Origin of the sequence: Methanoculleus sp. (assembly GCF_020696975.1) — an archaeon.
Classification (GTDB): Archaea; Halobacteriota; Methanomicrobia; order Methanomicrobiales; family Methanoculleaceae; genus Methanoculleus.
On sequence record NZ_JAJGBK010000033.1, the window covers coordinates 1 to 17,941 of the forward strand.

A 17,941-nucleotide genomic window follows, 5' to 3' on the forward strand; every position below is an offset into this window, starting at 1 on the left:
GCCCGCATATCCCCCACAACTATGTCCCAAACCTCATCTGCTACACCGGGACGCACGACAACAACACCGCCCGGGGGTGGTTTGAGGAGGAGGCGTCGGAGGAGGAGAGGCAGCGGTTCTTTGCCTACATCGGACGGGAGGTGGCGGCGGACGAGGTCCACCGGGAACTCATCCGGCTTGCGATGACGTCGGTTGCCCGGGCGTGCATCATCCCCATGCAGGATGTCCTCGGGCTCGGCGCCGCGGCACGGATGAACTACCCCTCGACCACCGAAGGGAACTGGGAATGGCGTATGGCGCCTGGGGAGTTCGCCGGCGCGCCGTTTGAGTGGCTCCGGGAGGTGACGGAACTTTCGGGGCGGGGGTGAACCGTGAGGAACGTGGCACCCGGGTCCGGGGCTGTGCGAGCCTGACAGAGCCGCTGCTTTAAGGGACTGCCAACCGGCTCAGTACCTCGACGTCAGTATCTCAAGTTCCTCACGGATCGTCCGCCGGACCATCTCCTCGATATTGGTGTAGTCGCGCTTCGCCTTCTCCTGATTTTTGAGCATCTCTTCCATCTTCATGATCCCGGCCGAGAGGTTCTTCCCGTACTGCAGGGCGACCTCCAGCGCCTCCTCGTCGATCCGGACGACCCTGGACATGAGAGAAGGTTTTCGCGGGCTGAAATTTAATTGTTACAGATTTGTTACGGGCAGGGCCGGCGTTGTAACAGAATTGTAACAATTTCTGGAATGATGTAACATTTACGTTACAGAGTGCGATCATCGGGACTCCCGGGCTTTAAGCCTTTCAGAGCAGCAAAAGCGTGCCCCACCGTCCCTCACCGGGGCACCGGAGCCGCCATCTTCTCCCTCGCGAGCCGCTCCTCGACCTCGGCCACGCGAAGGGTGATCTTTAAGAGCGCGTCGGGTTCGACCGATATCGAGTCGATCCCCTGCTCCACCAGGAAGTCGGCGAACTCCGGGTATGTGCTCGGCGCCTCGCCGCAGAGCCCGCTGTGCCGGCGATTCCGCCGGCACCCCTCGACGGCCATCGCGACCATCCTTTTAACGGCCGGGTCGCGCTCGTCGAAGACCTCACTCACGACTGCCGAGTCGCGGTCGATCCCGAGGACGAGTTGGGTCAGGTCGTTTGAGCCTATCGAGAACCCGTCGAAGTACTCGCTGAACGCGTCCATCTCGACGATGTTGCTCGGAATCTCGCACATCTGGTATATCTGCAGACTGTTCTCGCCGCGTGAAAGACCGTTCTTCTCGAGTTCCCCGATGACCCGTCTTGCCTCCTCCACCCGGCGGCAGAAGGGGATCATGATAATCAGGTTTGTAAGGCCCATCTCCTCCCGGACCCGTTTCAGCGCCCGGCACTCGAGGGCGAACCCCTCCCGGTAGCGCTCGTCGTAGTAGCGGACGGCACCGCGGAACCCGAGCATCGGGTTTGCCTCCTCCGGCTCAAAGTGGGTCCCGCCGAGGAGGTTCGCGTACTCGTTCGTCTTGAAGTCGCTTGTCCGGACGACGACGGGGTTCGGGTAGAACGCCGCGGCGATGGTCCCGACACCCTCCGCGAGCCTCGCGACGAAGTACTCCTCCCCGTCCGGGTAGCCGTAGGTGAGATCCGCAATCGATTGCCGGACGGACTCGTCCGCGACCTGCTCGGGGTGGACAAGCGCCATCGGGTGGACCTTGATGTAACTGCTGATGATGAACTCCATCCGGGCAAGCCCGATTCCGTCGTTCGGGAGCATCGCGAGCCCGAAGGCCATATCGGGATTCCCGAGGTTCATCATCACCTCGGTCTTCGGCCGCCGCAGGTCCGAGAGCGGGGTCTTCTCGACGTGGAACGGGAAGCTGCCCTCGTAGATGAACCCCTTTTCGCCCTCGGCGCAGCTGACCGTCACCTCCCGGCCCGCAGGAACCTTCTCGGTCGCGTCGCCTGTCCCGACGACCGCGGGGATGCCGAGTTCCCGGCTGACGATCGCGGCATGCGATGTCCGCCCGCCCCGGTTTGTCACGATCGCGGCGGCCGTCTTCATCACGGGCTCCCAGTCCGGAGTCGTGGTGTCGGAGACCAGGACCTCCCCCGGCCTGAACTCGGAGAGCCTGCCGACATCGGTGATGATCCGGGCCTTCCCGACGGCAATCTTATCGCCAATGCTCTTTCCGGCGGCAAGCACCTTCCCGCGCCCGTCGAGATGGAATGTCTCGAGGACGTCCTGCGCCTTCTGTGACTGAACCGTCTCGGGCCGGGCCTGGACAACGAAGAGCTCATTGGTCTCCCCGTCCTTTGCCCACTCGATATCCATCGGCACCGGCTTATTCGCCTTTGCCGAGTAGTGGTCCTCGATCGTGAGCGCATATCCTGCAAGCGCCAGGATGTCGTCATCGGTGATGCAGAACCTCCTCCGATCGATCTCGGGGACATCAACCTGCCGGGTGACCTCCTTTGAACCCCCGTGGCCGTAGATCAGTTTCACCCGCTTCTCGCCGGCGATCTTGCGGACGATTGACCGGTAGCCCTTCCGGAAGGTCGGTTTGAATACGTAGAACTCGTCGGGATTGACGGCGCCCTGGACGACCATCTCACCAAGACCGTAGGATCCGGTGACGAGGACGACGTCCCGAAAACCCGTGTCGGTGTCGAGCGTGAAGATGACCCCGCTTGCGGCGAGATCGGAGCGGACCATCTTCATCACCCCGGCGGAGAGAGCGACCTTGAAGTGGTCGAAGCCGTTGTCCACCCGGTAGGCGATCGCCCGGTCGGTGAAGAGGGAGGCGAGGCACCGGATGTAAGCCTCCCGGAGCGCCTGGTAGCCGCGGACGTTCAAGTAGGTCTCCTGCTGGCCCGCGAACGACGCCGTCGGGAGGTCTTCGGCGGTTGCGGAACTCCTGACGGCGACGTCGGCATCAGGCCCATACTCGTCGCAGAGCATATCGTATGCAGTCCGGATCTCGCCCCAGAGGTCGTCCGGGATCCCGGCCGCGAGGATGAGGTCGCGGGCACGTTTCCCCCTTCTGGCAAGGTCGGCGACGTCGCTCCGGTCAAGGCCTGCGAGCGTCTCTTTAAGGTCGTCGAGGATCCCTGCGGATTCGAGGACATGCCAGTAGCCTTCTGCGGTCACGGCGAATCCGTCGGGGATCTTCACGCCCTTCGGGGTCAGTTCGCTATACATCTCCCCGAGCGACGCGTTCTTCCCCCCGACAAGGCCGACGTCCTCGTTTCTGATATCGGCGAGCCAGCGGATGTAGACCGCGTCCTGCTTCATGCTCTCCCGCCTCCGGCCGGCGCCGCTGCCGGCAGCGGGTAGGTTCCGGCGACGACGTTCTGCGGACTCCCGGCAAAGAAGGCTTTTATGTTCTCGACGCTCGTGGCAAGAATCCGCTCGACCGCCCCGCGCGTGTTGAAGGCGTTGTGCGGCGTGAGAATCGCCCGGTCCGAGCGGAGGAGGGCAAAACTCTCGAGCGCGTCCCGCAGTTCCTCCGCCGACGCCTCATCTGCCCCCTGGAACTCCTCCTCGATCCAGACCTGCTCCCCCTCGAAGGTATCGAGCGCGACACCCCCGAGACGGCCTTCGCGGAGGGCGTCCGCGACCGCCCGTGTGTCCACCACGCCGCCCCGGGAGGTGTTGACGAGGAGCGCGGTAGGTTTGACCAGCCCCAGCCGTTCGGCGTCGATCAGGTGGTGGGTTGCCTCCGTGTAGGGGACATGCAGGCTGATGATGTCCGCTTCCCGTAACAGATCGTCGATCGCCATGTAGCGAACACCGTACTCCTCCGTAAGGGCCGGGTTCGGCTTCAGGTCATAGGCGATCACCTCCATCTCCGCCGCACGGGCGAGGCGGACGAGGTGCGAGCCGATGCGCCCGGTGCCGATCAGGCCGAGGGTTTTGCCGGCAAGGTCCATCCCCGCGAGCCCGGCCCGCGAGAAGTCGCCCCCGCCCACCCGGGCAAACGTCGGCCTGAACCGCCGGGCAAGGGCCAGGATGAGCCCGAACGCGAACTCCGCCACGGTGGTGTCGCCGTAACGCGGCACGTTACTGACCGTGATACCCTTCTCCCGGCAGGCGTCCACGTCGATGTGGTCGAACCCGGTGGACATGGCGGCGATCACCTTGAGGTCCGGCAGCCTGTCGAGTACCTCCCGGGTGACGCTTGACGTGACGAAGACCCCGATGCCTTCGGCGCCGCGGGCAAGCGAGACGTTCTCGATCGTGAGCGGTTCGGTGTGCAGGGCGAGGTCGTAGCCGCTCGGTCCGGCGAACGCTCTCCAGATCACATCCTGTTCGTGCTCATCGAGGCCGAAGAAGACAAGTTTTGCCATGGATCACCCACCTCATTCCCGGGACGCCATGTAGGAGGCGATATCGACCATCCTTTTCGCGTAGGCAAACTCGTTATCGTACCAGACCAGGATCTTGACCATCCGCCCGCCGACGACGCTCGTGGACCGCCCGTCGACAACCCCGGAGTGCGGGTCGCCGACGATATCGGCCGATACGAGCGGGTCCTCGGTGTACATAAGGAGCCCCTTCATCGGTCCCTCCGCCGCCTGCTTCATCGCGGCGTTCACCTCATCCGCCGTTGCGTCGCGCGAGAGGTCCGCGACGATATCGAGGACCGACCCGTCGGGGATGGGCGCCCGGACGGCTATCGCGTCCATCCTCCCGGTGAGTTCGGGGAGGACCCGCGTGGTGGCGACGGCGGCGCCGGTCGATGTCGGGATAAGCGAGACGGCCGCGGCACGTCCCCGTCGCGGTTTCTTTGCGGCCCGATCCACCAGTGCCTGGGTGGCGGTGTAGGCGTGGATCGCCGTCGCCATCAGGCGTTCGACGCCGAAGGTGTCGTTCAAGATCTTCGCCGCCGGAGCGAGCGCGTTGGTCGTGCAGGATGCATTCGAGATGACGGTGTGCTTTGCAGGGTCATAGGAGCCCTCGTTTACGCCGAGGACGACTGTATGGTCCGCATCGTCCGACGGCGCGCTGATGACGACCCGTGACGCCCCGGCATCCAGGTGCTTCGCGGAGGCCGCCCGCTCGGTGAACCGTCCGGTGCACTCGAGCACCATATCCACACCGAGGTCTTTCCATGGGAGCTGTGCCGGGTCCCTCTCGTGCAGCACCTGCACCTCCTTCGACCCAACCCGGAGGAGGTCCCCGCTGGCCTCGACCGGGAAAGGCGCCCGCCCGTGGACCGAGTCGTACTTCATCAGGTATGCGAGTTGATCCGTCGGGTTGGGGTCGTTCACCGCGACGATCTCGATATTCTCCGGTGGATTGAGCAGATAGTTGTGAAGGACCTTGCGCCCGATCCGTCCGAACCCGTTGATGGCAACCTTCTTCATCGAACTTCCCCCTCTCTCAGACAGGGGTGCCCCTCAGCAGCGTGGGTATATATGATCTTTTACTCCCGGCTCCAGAGACTCTCGGCATGCCGTAAGAGGATTGTATCTTCTTCCGACCTCGCATAGCCATCCGTCCGGGACAATTTCGTGCATCGACCGGGAACCGAGCCACGGGGAGACGGAGGTGTGCCGAAAACTCGGACGGGGCGCACGGAATCCCGGGCCGGAATTCCGGGTGGCTCGAACCGAAATTTTGCGTATAATCGTCAGATTGCCTAACGGCTGACGTATAGGTTCGATTTTTTTCGTAACTTACCATTCATTTATCTCCCATTCCCGCCCATATTCTGTTGTATGGCACCGAACAGAAGAAGGAACATAAACTACATTCTCGCGGTGGCGTCGCTGCTCATCATCGGCGTGGCGTCCATCATCACTGCAGGATGTATCTCAGGGACGTCGACCCCCGGTGCGGCTGTCGCGCTCCCAGGCACCTCCTGGTCGCTTGACTCCTACCTTGCCGAGAACGGCACACTCGTCCCGGTCCTGCCGGGAACGGAACTCACCGCACAGTTCGACAACGATGGTAAGGTCACCGGCTCTGCCGGGTGCAACGGCTACGGCGGTGATTACCTCCAGAACGGCACAACCCTCTCGGTCTCCTCGCTCGTCCAGACGCTGAAACTCTGCACGGAGCCTGAAGGCATCATGGAGCAGGAAGCACGGTTCATGGATCTCCTCGGCTCGGCGGCAGGCTGCCGGCTGGAGAACGACCGGCTCGTCATCACCGATGCAGAGGGCACCGACGTGCTCGTCTTCGTGAAAGGCTCGTCCACGCCTGCAGGGCTCTCCGGAACTTCCTGGACGCTCACGAGCCTCGCCGGGGAGAATGGCACCCTGATACCGATCCTTGACGGCACGACGGTCACAGCATCCTTCAGCGTTGACGGCAACGTCGGCGGATCGGCCGGGTGCAACTCCTACGGGGCCGGCTACACCGTGGACGGCGCAAACCTCACCATCGAGCCGGCCATACGGACCGAGATGTACTGCAACGAGCCGCCCGGCCTCATGGACCAGGAGGACCGCTACCTTGCGCTCCTCATGGACGTCGCCTCCTACCGGATGGAAGACGGCCGGCTGATCCTCACGGACAGTGAGGGCGCTGACCTCCTGGTCTTTGAGAAGGTCGTCCCGAAGCCCGATCTCCCGCTCACCGGGACGGACTGGGTGCTTGAGGCCTACAGCACCGACGAAGATGCGGTCTCCTCGGTGATCGTCGGCACGACCATCACCGCGAACTTCGCGGCCGACGGGAACGTCACCGGGAACGCCGGGTGCAATCACTACGGCGGCCAGTACAGCCTTGACGGCGCAAACCTCACGGTCTCCTCGCTTTACAGCACCCTGATGTATTGTGAGACGCCGGGGGTCATGGAGCAGGAAGGGATGTATATGGGCCTCCTCGGGAACGTCTCCTCCTACCGGGTCGAGGGCGACCGGCTGATCCTCACGGACGCAGAGGGCACCGATCTCCTCTTCTTCGTGCAGGCGCCGGAGGTGCCGGCGGCACCGCTCACCGGGACGGAGTGGACGCTTGAGTCCTACAGCCTTGGCAGTGAGACAGTCTCGTCGGTGATTGTCGGGACCACGATCACCGCGGTCTTCTCGCCTGACGGGAATGTCACCGGCAATGCCGGATGCAACTCCTACGGGGCCGGCTACCAGGTCGGCGGCGTGAACCTCACCATCGAGCCGCCGAGCAGCACGAAGATGTACTGCGGCGAGCCGGAAGGCATCATGGAGCAGGAGAGCAGATACCTCAACCTCCTCGCGGACGTCTCCTCCTACCGGGTGGAAGGCAACCGCCTGACCCTCACAGACGAGACGGATACCGTCCTGCTCGTCTTTGCGCAGGCTCCGCTTGATAGGGGCCGGTGGATGTTCCCGCCTGCCGACGGTCAGTACGACCTCCTCGATGAGGACGGAAACGTCGTGATCTCTTACTGAACGGAGGGCGCGGATCACTCCTGATCCACTCTTATCCTCCACGGCAGGGGTCGGTCTCCAGGGACCGATCCCTGCCCGACTTTTCCCGTTTCATCCCATTCGGTCATCCTTCTCTCCCGCCAGAGCATGCTCAGGGTGATATACCGGGATCGGGACGGATACAATCTCTCCGCAGAACGGAGAGGAATTGAGACAATCTCGATGAAAATGGGTTATTTTTTAATCCAGTATCCCTTACACCTATCCGTGGTAAGGATGGGCAGATACGGACACCATGCATTCGCCAAGACCGCACTCCTGATCATCGCGGCGACGTGCCTCGTCTCGGCCGGTTACTCCAGCACAACAGGCATGCCCCCTGACGAAGCCCGGATTGCCGAACCGCTCGAGGGGACGGCCTGGGAACTCACTCAATTTCGCGCGGATAACGGCTCGGTCATCGCACCCCTGCCCGGAACGGCGCCGCTTATCGCTTTCGGCGAGGACGGCACGCTCTCGGGTTCCGCCGGGTGGGATCTCTACTCCGCCTCCTACCGGATCAGTGGTTCAACCATCACTGTGGAATCAGGCGCCGTCACGCTGCCCCGCCCTGCAGTAACTCAGGACCTTGCCCGGCAGGAGAGCCGGTACCGGGAACTCCTCGTTGCGGCCGCCTCCTACCGCGTTGAAGACGATCGGCTGATCCTCTCTGGGCCGTCGGGCAGGGACCTGCTCACCTTCTCGCGGGCAGAGAGCCCGGAGACCGGACCACTGCTCTCGGCTGAATAATAACCCGGTCTCCGGGCTAAGACCGGAATGGCAACAGTATTGTCTCTTTTTTACCGTGCGGATAGCACGGCTTTGTATTGGTGAGGAGGCCGGGCAAGGGTGGAGTCGAGGGTGATCGCAAAGAGACGGTTCCAGTCAGCCAAAATGTTAGACCACCGGATACGACCGCCCTACTTCCTGTCCCTCTGCCGGGAGGGAGTAATGCATCTGGGCAAAGACCCACGCGTGGCCGGTCCCGCGGAGCACCGCCGTCATCCGCCCGGCTAACGTCTGCGGAGCGCCGTCTGCGACGAAGTGATAGGCCATATCGGCCATGACCCAGGCGACCGTCCCCTCTGCCCCGACATGGAGGTCGGCGAACTCAAGTGAGATCGTCTCCGCCTGCGCAAAGTCGCGCTCAAGGTGCCTGCGGTAAGCCTCCCTCCCGATCGCCTTCTCGTCCGCGCCGGTCCCGAAACCCCGGAAATCCGGATCGGTAAGCGCCATGATACTCTCGATGTCTTTTCTCCCGACAGCCTCCGCCATCCGCTGGAGCACCACCGTGATCTGGTTCCGTGTCTGTTCACTGACACGCATGAAGAGGGGTCCTGTCAAAAGAGAGATATTCGTTTCGAGCAGATGTGCTGTTTCAGGCCGGGAGCGCCTCGCCAGAGGCTCCGTCGGCAGGTGCTCTCCCTGCTGCATTGAGGAACGCGCGGAGTTCCGAAGACCGGGCAGCCCGTATGAGGGCGGCGACGCCCTTGTCTGCGGCAAGTTCCTTCCGGATCACGAGATCGTATGACTCGTAGCCGAGTGGGGTGAACCGGAGCCCCGCTTCCCTGGCCATATGCGCCGTACAGACGCCGGCATCTGCGTTTCCACTGCTGACAGCCGCAACCACCGCACCATGCGCCCGTATCTCGTGATTATACCCGGTGATCCCCCCGGCGTCGACACCCAGCCCGTCCAGCCATTCATCAAACAGTGCTCGTGCCGGCGTTCCCTTTGGACGGTTGACGAACCGTAATGATCCAGGATTGTCGAGGTCAAGATGCCCGGTCGAAGCGATCCCGAGTTCCGTCCGGGCTACCTGAACCCGCAGGAGGTCCACGCCCGGCAGGAGTTTGAGGACCTGGTCGTTCCAGGCCGATCTGGTCTCCGGAAGAGCAACCGTTGCCGCATGGCAGGTGTTCGCCCGGAGAGCCAGCACCGCTCCAATCGTTGAGGCGTTGCAGCAGTGGAGCAGGTAACCGGCATCCGAGAGGCAGTTTCCAAGTTCACCGAGAGCAGGATCGCGCTGACCGACACAGATGAGTGTCCGGGCGATCGTGGCCGGGGGAACAGTAAGCCGGACGCGCACATCCTCGCCCGCCTCAATTCCCTCGCGCTCGGCGGGGATGTGGAGGTAGCCGTTCGCCCGGACCACCGCCATCTGGATGCCGCCCCCGCGGGGATGCGGGGTCGCCCAGCAAGTGCCGGAGACTCTCCCGATCGAAACCGGAATAAACTCGTCGAATCCCAGATCGGATGCCAATCTCCGCGAGAGCCTGACATCCAGTTCCTCGTCCGGGGATGCTGAAAGCCCCCACCACGAAAGAAGGCTCCCGGCGACCTCGCGGAGAATCGTCTGCGCGGCGACGGGATACCCGGGCATACCAAGAACCGGTCTGCCGTCGATCTTCGCGAGCAGCACCGGTTTTCCCGGCCGGACCGCGATTCCGTGGAAGACGATCTCCCCGAGGGTCCCGACGACATCCCGGGAGAAGTCCCGGGTGCCGGCCGAGGAACCCGCCGAGAGGATGACAAGGTCGTTCTCGGCGACCGCCGTCCTGACCGCCTCCCTGATCCGGTCCGGGTCGTCGGGGACGATGGGGTAACGGCGGCAGGTCGCCCCCATCCCGGTGAGGTAGGCCTCCGCCATGAGGGTGTTCGTCTCGATCGTCTGGCCGGGTCCGGGCGCCACCCCGAGCGGCACGAGGTCGCTCCCGGTTGGAACGATCCCGACCCGGACCGACCGCACGGCGAGCCGGGTTATGCCGTAGGTCGCGAGCGCCCCGATATCGAAGGGTCTGACCCGATGGCCTTTCGGGAGGACAAGCTCCCCGGCCTGGATATCCTCGCCCGCGTGCCGGATGTGCTGCCCGGGCGCGGCGGATTTCCTGATCCAGGGCCTCCCGCCGTCGTCCCAGGTATCCTCGATCATGACGACGGCATCAAACGATGGCGGGAGCAGTTCGCCGGTGTTGATCCGGGCGCACGCTCCAAGGGGCAGCGGCTGCTGGTCCTTTGCTCCCAGGGTCTCCCTGCTCTTCACCGCGTAACCGTCAAACTTCGCGATATCAGTCCTGGGAACCGAATGCACTGCGTATACGGGCTCGGCCGTCACTCTGCCGACAGCCAGGGTGAGCGGCACGGTCTCGACGTGGTTTTGGGGTATAAACGCCTCCTGCATGACCGCGAGCGCTTCAGGAAGCGGGGTAAGATCCAGGTACCGGCGTGGCATACTCTTGACTCCTCATGGGGTGCCGGATGGGGGTTCTCCTGCCCCCATCCCTGCAGTTGACTGTTATTGGTTACTTTGATGCTGAAGGTAATTACCTGTCGATGCGGCGCTGAGCGGTCGTGCGCCTGAAGAGCGCCGTCTCGCTGCAGGCAAGGATCTGCCCGACATCTTCCGGCACGGTCCGGAGACGGAAGGTTACCTCCTCTTCAGGGCCGGCAACGACGTAGCGGTCTCCCCCCGAGCACCGCAGCCGGCGGTTTCCCGGGCTCGCACCGGTGATCCCGATGAGCGCATCGGCGATGCAGAGGTCGCCGCCGAGCGTGACCGAGACCTGCGATCCTCCAAGGTCGCGTTCGAGAAGACGGGTCGCCGCCTCCGCCATCCGCACCGCGACAGCCACGCCCGGACAGAACTCTCCGTGATAATTTACGGCCTCGCGGATGAGGCCTTCACGGTATTCGCCGGGGCTCATCTTCCGGATCTTCTCCGTCCTGTCATGGCCGACGGCCGAGAAGACGCAGTCCCATCCCGTCTGGTAGGGCTTGATGTCGATCACCGGCGTCCCGTCGATCAGGTCAACATTTTCGAGCGCGAGAAACCGCCCGTCCCGCACACCGCACAGCCGCACCACCGAGACGGAGAGAGGGTTCGGCCTCGCCGGCGAGCGGAGGGCAAAGACACCCTTCTCCGGGAGATCGCCCGAGACCTTCCGGGCCACCGCTCTCAGGACTCCCCGGTCCGCCTCGTGGAGCCAGCAGACCAGGATCAGGTGCGAGTTTTCCTCGATGCCGAGGAGCGCCCCGGCGTAGTCGAGAAAGACTTCGATCTCGGCGTCGACGCCCTGGACCGGCATATCACTGCGGGAGCGGACGCCTGAATGCACAAGTCCGATTGGGGAGAGTTCCATGCGGTGCATGCTGCAATGATGGGAGTTATGCCTCCCCTGGTGGGGGGAGGGTTTTTTCAGTACGCTACTTTCTCGTAGTACGATTGGGACCGGCAGTCGGCGCAGGCCCCATCGACGAGCAGGTTGTTGGGGACCATCTCGCCGCAGATGTTGCAGATCGCGGATCGCCAGGGCCACTTCTGGGGCACTTTCACCCGTACCTTCTCGCAGGAGAGGAGGTCACGTCCGGCATCGATGATCTCATCAATCAGTGCGATACCGCGGGTTCTCGGGTCGAAGAGGGGGTCTTTGGTATACCACAGGGCGAACGTCGGGTACTGTCCGATCTTCTCGCCGTCGACGAAGACCCGGATACCGTTCACGTACGGAGCCTCGGCGGGGCCGTTCACGGTGATGGCGAATTTTCCGATGGGGATGACCCGGAGGCGGTGGTTGCCGGTCGTGCAGTGGGCGATCACCTGCAGGGGATCGGGCAGGCACTTCATAGTCTCGCAGACGGCGTAAACCTTCTCGCCTTCGGGGGGGTTCAGGAGTTCCAGGGCATAATCCACCATATAGACCCCGACCAGGAGCCCGGGGGCCGCGAAGGTGTGAAAGTCGATACATCTCTGGAACTGGTCGATCAATTCCGGGGTGGAACCTTTCGACTCAAGCCTGGCCTTGATGTCCTCCCATGTATGGTTCAGTCTCGGTTGCATGGAAGAGTATTTGGTCATGGTTAGTTGTAAATATTTTGGCCAAGTAAATAAGATTTAATTTACATTTTCGGGTGAAGTACGGTGAATTGTCGATGCGACACCGTATTATCTCATAAAAGGATGTAACGTGGAGAAAACTCTGTATACAGAGATTATCGCTTGAGGCAGATCAATTATATGCGCTAATATAACTGCTTCTGTTAACCTAATAAGTTTAAATTTATATACTATCGAGTAGAGTAAACCTACTGTGAGCATGTCCGCCCATTCCCGGCATGCTTGGCAACCGACGTTGAATGCAATCATCGGGAGAATGTAAATGACAGAAACCAATGGAAAGTTACGCTACGTCCCCACGACCTGCCCGTACTGTGGTGTAGGGTGCGGGCTTAACCTCGTGGTTAACGACGGTAAACTTGTCGGGGTTGAACCAAACAAGAGGACCCCGATTAACGAAGGAAAACTCTGTCCCAAGGGTGCCACCTGCTGGGAGTTCGTGCAGAGCCCCGACCGGCTGACAACGCCCCTCATCAAGAAGAACGGCAAGTTCGAGGAGGCGACCTGGGACGAGGCTTACGACCTGATTGCCTCGAAGTTTAAGGATATCAGCGACAAATACGGTCCGAAGTCCCTCGGTTTCCAGGTCTCGTGCCGGACCCCGAACGAGGAGTGCTACATCATGCAGAAACTCGCGCGGGTGGCCTTCAAGACGAACAACATCGACAACTGCGCGCGTATCTGCCACGGACCGTCCGTCGCGGGTCTCTCGCTCTCGTTCGGCTCCGGTGCCGCGACGAACCCCTTCGAGGACGTCCTGAATTCCGACGTCATCTTCATGATCGGCGCGAACACGATTGAGGCGCACCCGCTTGCCGGCCGCAGGCTTGTCCAGGCTAAGAAGGCGGGCAAGAAGATCATCGTCTGCGACCCGCGCTACACCCCGACAGCGCGCCTTGCCGACGAGTGGGTCCGCTACAACCCCTCGACGAACATCGCTCTCATCAACTCGATCATGTACTGGATCATCCAGGAGAACCTCCATGACAAGGAGTTCATCGAGAAGCGGACGACTGGCTTTGAGGACCTGAAGAAGACCGTCGAGAAGTACGCGGAGGTCGAGTCGATCACCGGCGTTCCGACCGAGAGGGTCAAGGAGATCGCGCGACTGTACGCGACTGCCAAGAACGCGGTGATCATCTACTGTCTCGGTATCACGGAACTCTCCACCGGTACGGACAACGTCCGGTCGCTTGGAAACCTCGCGATGCTCACGGGCAACGTCGGCAGACCCGGTGTCGGTGTCAACCCGCTCCGTGGCCAGAACAACGTTCAGGGCGCCTGCGACATGGGTGCATACCCGAACGTCTTCTCCGGCTACCAGAAGTGTGAGGACGATGCCACCAGGAAGCGCATGGAGGAACTCTGGGGTGTCACCGGGCTTGCAAGCGAGTACGGTGTGACCCTGACCGAGCAGATCACCCAGTGCGGCGACCCGATCAAGGCGATGTACATCTTCGCGTTGAACCCGGTCGTTTCCTACCCCGACTCGAACCATGTGATGCGGTCGCTTCAGAAACTCGACTTCCTGGTCGTGCAGGATATCTTCATGACCGAGACGGCGCAGTTTGCCGACGTCATTCTCCCCGGAGCATCCTTCGCCGAGAAGGACGGGACGTTCACCAGCGGCGAGCGGCGTGTCAACCGTATCAGGAAGGCCGTGGATACCCCCGGCAACGCGAAGGAAGACTGGCAGATCTTCGTCGACCTCGCCCACAAGCTCGGTCTTCAGGGCTTTGACTTCAACTCGCCCGAGGACATCTGGGACGACATGCGCCGGGTCACCCCGTCGATGGCCGGCATCTCCTACGAGAGGATGGAGAAGCCCGAGTCCGTCCACTGGCCCTGCCCGACCCTGGAGCACCCGGGAACCCCGATCCTGCACCGCGAGAAGTTCTCGTCCGCCGACGGCCTCGGCCACTTCTTCGGCATCGAGCACCGGCCGCCCGCGGAGGTCGCCGACGCCGAGTATCCGTTCACCCTGATGACCGGACGTCTGCTCTTCCACTACCACACCCGGACCCAGACCGGCCGCGCAGCGCTCCTCCACCACGAGGTGCCCGCTGGCTTTGTCCAGATCAACAACGAGGATGCGGCACGGATGAAGATCCAGAACGGCGAGAAGATCAAGCTCAGCAGCAGGCGCGGCGAGGTCGAGACCACCGCGAAGGTGACCGACCAGGTAGCGCCCGGCGTACTGATGATGACGATGCACTTCGGGGATGCCGCGGCGAACATGCTGACGAACACCGCGCTCGACCCGCTCTCGAAGATGCCGGAGTTGAAGCACTGTGCTGTGAAGGTTGAGAAGATCGCGGGGGTGCAGTAAATGGCAGCAAAGGGAGATATGGTATACGCCTGGACGACGAGCCCCGATATAGCGAAAGTCGCGGAGTGCGGCGGCGCAGTGACCGGGCTTCTCAAGTATGCCCTCGAAACCAAGATGGTCGACGCAGTCCTCGCGGTCAAGAAGGGTGTGGACCTCTACGATGCGGTCCCCACGATCATCACCGACCCCGCCGAGATTGGTCAGACGGCAGGCTCGCTCCACTGCGGAACGCTCCTGCTCTCGAAGCTGGTCAAGAAGTACCTGGACGGCGCCGAGAACATGCGTCTTGGTGTGACGGTGAAGGGTTGCGACGCGATGGGTCTCTACGAGCTTGCGAAGCGCAACCAGGTCAACCTGGACAACCTTCTGTTGATCGGCGTCAACTGCGGCGGGTCCGTCAGCCCCGTGGCTGCCCGGAAGATGATCGCCCAGAAGTTCGGTGTTGACCCCAACGACGTCGTCAAGGAAGAGATCGACAAGGGCCAGTTCATCATCGTCACGAAGGATGGCCAGCACAAGGGCATCTCGATGGACGAACTCGAGGAGGAGGGCTTCGGCCGCCGCTCGAACTGCCGCCGCTGCAAGATGAAGATCCCGCGCCAGGCGGACCTCGCCTGCGGCAACTGGGGTGTTATTGGGGAAAAAGCCGGCAAGGCTACGTTCGTTGAGGTCTGCTCCGAGAAGGGTGCGAACCTCCTCGATGCTGCCGTGAAATCCGGAGCGATCGCCTCCGAGCCCGCGAACCCCAAGGGTATCGAGATCCGCGGCAAGGTCGAGAACGCGATGCTGAAGCTTGGCGACAAGTGGCGGGCACGCTACTTCGAGAGCCTCGGTGAGGGGAAGGAGCGCCTCCAGAAGATGATGGAGGACTCGAGCCGGTGTATCAAGTGCTACGCCTGTATCGAGAACTGCCCGATCTGCTACTGCAACGAGTGCAGCACGAAGAAGCCCTACCTGGTTCCGCCGGGCGAGCTCCCGCCGCCCTTCATGTTCCACCTGATCCGCTACGCTCACGTATCGGACTCCTGTGTCAACTGCGGCCAGTGCGAGGAGAACTGCCCGATGGAGATCGCGAACTCGCTCTACATGCACGCCCTGCAGACGGATATGGAGAAGATGTTCGGCCACGTTCCGGGCGTGGACATGGAGCTCCCGGTGCTCGCGCTCGTCGAGGAGAAGGCGGAACGCCAGCGGCTCTTTGAGACCGGCAGCGACCAGATCTTCGACGTGTTCAAATAACCGCGGAACATCGCTCAAACAAAGTATGCGCCCGGCCGGTTCCGGCCGGGCGTGTAATGCCCGCTAAACAACCTACTTGAGTTCCATAAAACCTCATTTGCGCCCGTGCCGGGGTGCAAAAGCTCCTGGCAACGCCCGGTGGTGCGGGGGGAGAGCGACGCTCTCTCCCGCTGCCGGACAGCCGCAAAAACCTCTTCTGTGCATTTACTGACATTTTTGTCTGGACATGGGAGAACCGGCGATCAAAAAACTGAACTATCACAACCCCCTACGAGATTATCAGGAACAGCCGGCGGCCCGGTGGGTTGTGCGACCGTCTGTCTCACAGGGGTTGCCGGCGAACGTCCGGGATACGGAGCAGAATACGCATGATGAAGTTTGTATGCCCGCTTATTGTTGTTCGTGACATAGAGGTCTCCAGAGCCTTCTACGAGGGAGTGCTCGGCCAGAAGGTCGGCTACGATCTCGGCGAGAACGTATCGTTCGAGGGCGGCTTTGCGATCCACCTCCGGTCGCATTTTGCGGATCTCATCGGCGTCGATGAGGACGATATCGTTCGGGGGTCGAAGAACGCCGAACTCTACTTCGAGGAGGATGACCTGGACGCTTTTCTTGAACGGCTCAAAGCGATGGACTCCGTGAAGTACGTCCACGGCGTGATCGAGCAGCCCTGGGGGCAGCGGGCCATCCGGCTCTACGACCCCGATAGGCACATCGTCGAGGTCGGGGAACCCATGGAGAGCGTGGTAAGAAGGTTCCTCGCGAGCGGGCTCTCGGTCGAAGAGGCCGCACGGCGCACATCGATGCCCGAGGAGTTCGTCCGGGGAGTGTGTTCAGGGGACCGGTAGAGTATAGTCCACCCCCCGCGGATCTCTTATAGCATGACCGGCCCCCACGAGGTGGCACCAGGTGTTGCCCGGGAGCGTGCAGCGGCGTGAAGTGAGGAACATGTTCAAGAGAATTTCCTGTACCCGTCTCGGCGGCGAAGAGATCGCCCTGGATGCCGCCGAGGAGGCGCCGGTGGCGGTCTTCGTCAACGGCCGCCACCTGACGACCGTTATCTTGAGCCCCGGCGGGCTTCGAGACTTCATCACCGGCTACCTCTACACCGAGGAGATCATCCGGAGCCCCGACGAGATTGAGTCGATCAGAACCGAGGCGAACCGGATCAGCGTCCTCACGAAGAATCCCTTCCGGAGGGGCACCGTAAAAAAGACGATCCTCTCGGGATGCGGGGGGGCCGTCTCCTATATCGACACGCAGAAACTGCCCGCGATCGACTCCGACCTTGTGGTCGCCGTCTCGGAGATCGAGGCTGCCGTCGCCGCTCTTCCCACGCCCGGTATGCTCGATGCGGTCGCGCTCGCCGCAGGCGGCCGGATCGTCGCCTGCGCGGAAGACCTCGACCGGCACAACGCCCTTGATAGGGTGATCGGCCGGGGGCTGCAGGACGAACTCGACTTCTCCCGGACAATCGCCGCCGGCACCGGAACGGTCACCTCTGAGATGGTCAGGAAGTGCCTGAGCGCCGGCATCCCGGTGCTGGTCTCCACCGGGCGCCCGACCGCGCTTGCCGTCGAGATCGCAGAGGAGACCGGCCTCTGTATCGTCGGTTCTGCCGGGACGCCGGAGATGGCGGTGTATACGCATCCGGGGAGGATTGCGGGGATAAAAAGGTAGGGATACTTACAAGGGGGAGACAAGGGAGGGGGCACGCCTCCCTCAAAGGCCTTCGGCCTTCTCGTGCTCCGTTCCCCCGGAACATCGCACCTCGCACCTAGCGGTGCTTAAGCTCGCTATTCTCGCACTTCCTGTCAACTACCCCACTACCCCTATGACGATATTCGACCGGGCGATGGGTCCGATGGGCCGAAGGGCTAGAGTTCGAGAAGACCATTGGTCTTCGAGTCCGGAGCACGAGCACCGAAGGTGCATGGCCTCCATAATTTGCTGCATGGGAAGATTTCTGGAAGAACCGTGCACGGCTTCCTCTCCGGTTATCGCCACGCACTGCCCGCCCCCCTTCGGGGGGCGGGAGGAGTGCGAAGCGCGGGTGGCGGGGGGTTACAGATATAGTCTTATGAGGGAGAGACAGGGGGGGGGGGGGGGGGGGG

General features: G+C 62.4%; 15 protein-coding genes. 7 read left to right on the plus strand and 8 right to left on the minus strand.

The features are described from left to right. Nucleotides 1-368, plus strand: a 368-nt coding sequence (locus tag QZ650_RS11760; protein ID WP_292522507.1) for a 4-alpha-glucanotransferase, incomplete at its 5' end; no start/stop codon positions are given. A 78-nt stretch (nucleotides 369-446) separates the two neighbouring features. Here the strand turns inward: QZ650_RS11760 and QZ650_RS11765 are convergent. The 4 genes from QZ650_RS11765 to gap form a co-directional block, all read right to left on the minus strand. Then, nucleotides 447-644, minus strand: coding sequence for a hypothetical protein (locus tag QZ650_RS11765; protein ID WP_292518047.1), 198 nt, complete (start codon nucleotides 642-644; stop codon nucleotides 447-449). Nucleotides 645-823: 179 nt separating this feature from the next. Beyond that, nucleotides 824-3,262, minus strand: coding sequence for a phosphoenolpyruvate synthase (ppsA, locus tag QZ650_RS11770; RefSeq protein ID WP_292518049.1), 2,439 nt, complete (start codon nucleotides 3,260-3,262; stop codon nucleotides 824-826). Beyond that, nucleotides 3,259-4,317: an NAD(P)-dependent oxidoreductase gene (locus tag QZ650_RS11775; RefSeq protein ID WP_292518051.1), complete on the minus strand. Its 1,059-nt coding sequence runs from the start codon at nucleotides 4,315-4,317 to the stop codon at nucleotides 3,259-3,261. The genes ppsA and QZ650_RS11775 overlap by 4 nt, the downstream gene beginning before the upstream one ends. A gap of 12 nt (nucleotides 4,318-4,329) precedes the next feature. Continuing rightward, nucleotides 4,330-5,337, minus strand: coding sequence for a type I glyceraldehyde-3-phosphate dehydrogenase (gene gap, locus QZ650_RS11780; protein WP_292518053.1), 1,008 nt, complete (start codon nucleotides 5,335-5,337; stop codon nucleotides 4,330-4,332). Between the two features lie 354 nt (nucleotides 5,338-5,691). On the opposite strand from gap, the gene QZ650_RS11785 reads away from it, so the two are divergent. Further along, nucleotides 5,692-7,347, plus strand: coding sequence for an META domain-containing protein (locus QZ650_RS11785; protein ID WP_292518055.1), 1,656 nt, complete (start codon nucleotides 5,692-5,694; stop codon nucleotides 7,345-7,347). Between the two features lie 255 nt (nucleotides 7,348-7,602). Then, nucleotides 7,603-8,115, plus strand: coding sequence for an META domain-containing protein (locus QZ650_RS11790; RefSeq protein WP_292518096.1), 513 nt, complete (start codon nucleotides 7,603-7,605; stop codon nucleotides 8,113-8,115). A 147-nt stretch (nucleotides 8,116-8,262) separates the two neighbouring features. Here the strand turns inward: QZ650_RS11790 and QZ650_RS11795 are convergent, their stop codons facing one another. From QZ650_RS11795 to QZ650_RS11810, 4 genes are all read right to left on the minus strand, one after another. After that, entirely contained in the window at nucleotides 8,263-8,691 is a 429-nt protein-coding gene (locus QZ650_RS11795; RefSeq protein WP_292518057.1) for a nuclear transport factor 2 family protein, read from the minus strand. A gap of 52 nt (nucleotides 8,692-8,743) precedes the next feature. After that, nucleotides 8,744-10,597, minus strand: coding sequence for a molybdopterin biosynthesis protein (locus QZ650_RS11800; RefSeq protein WP_292518059.1), 1,854 nt, complete (start codon nucleotides 10,595-10,597; stop codon nucleotides 8,744-8,746). A gap of 91 nt (nucleotides 10,598-10,688) precedes the next feature. Continuing rightward, entirely contained in the window at nucleotides 10,689-11,504 is an 816-nt protein-coding gene (gene tsaA, locus QZ650_RS11805) for a tRNA (N6-threonylcarbamoyladenosine(37)-N6)-methyltransferase TrmO (RefSeq protein WP_292518061.1), read from the minus strand. Between the two features lie 56 nt (nucleotides 11,505-11,560). Then, nucleotides 11,561-12,202: an FmdE family protein gene (locus QZ650_RS11810; RefSeq protein WP_292518063.1), complete on the minus strand. Its 642-nt coding sequence runs from the start codon at nucleotides 12,200-12,202 to the stop codon at nucleotides 11,561-11,563. Nucleotides 12,203-12,521: 319 nt separating this feature from the next. On the opposite strand from QZ650_RS11810, the gene fdhF reads away from it, so the two are divergent. The 4 genes from fdhF to QZ650_RS11830 all read left to right on the plus strand — a co-directional run bounded on the left by fdhF (nucleotide 12,522) and on the right by QZ650_RS11830 (nucleotide 17,507). Beyond that, on the plus strand, nucleotides 12,522-14,588 hold the full coding sequence (fdhF, locus tag QZ650_RS11815) for a formate dehydrogenase subunit alpha (RefSeq protein WP_292518065.1): 2,067 nt from the start codon (nucleotides 12,522-12,524) through the stop codon (nucleotides 14,586-14,588). After that, on the plus strand, nucleotides 14,589-15,827 hold the full coding sequence (locus QZ650_RS11820) for a Coenzyme F420 hydrogenase/dehydrogenase, beta subunit C-terminal domain (RefSeq protein ID WP_292518067.1): 1,239 nt from the start codon (nucleotides 14,589-14,591) through the stop codon (nucleotides 15,825-15,827). A gap of 368 nt (nucleotides 15,828-16,195) precedes the next feature. Then, nucleotides 16,196-16,675 carry a VOC family protein gene (locus QZ650_RS11825; RefSeq protein WP_292518069.1) on the plus strand — a complete coding sequence of 160 codons (480 nt, stop codon included), beginning with the start codon at nucleotides 16,196-16,198 and terminating at the stop codon, nucleotides 16,673-16,675. A gap of 100 nt (nucleotides 16,676-16,775) precedes the next feature. Beyond that, nucleotides 16,776-17,507 (plus strand): formate dehydrogenase accessory sulfurtransferase FdhD, encoded by a 732-nt coding sequence (locus QZ650_RS11830; RefSeq protein ID WP_292518072.1) that lies wholly within the window; start codon nucleotides 16,776-16,778, stop codon nucleotides 17,505-17,507. Nucleotides 17,508-17,941: the final 434 nt, after the last annotated feature.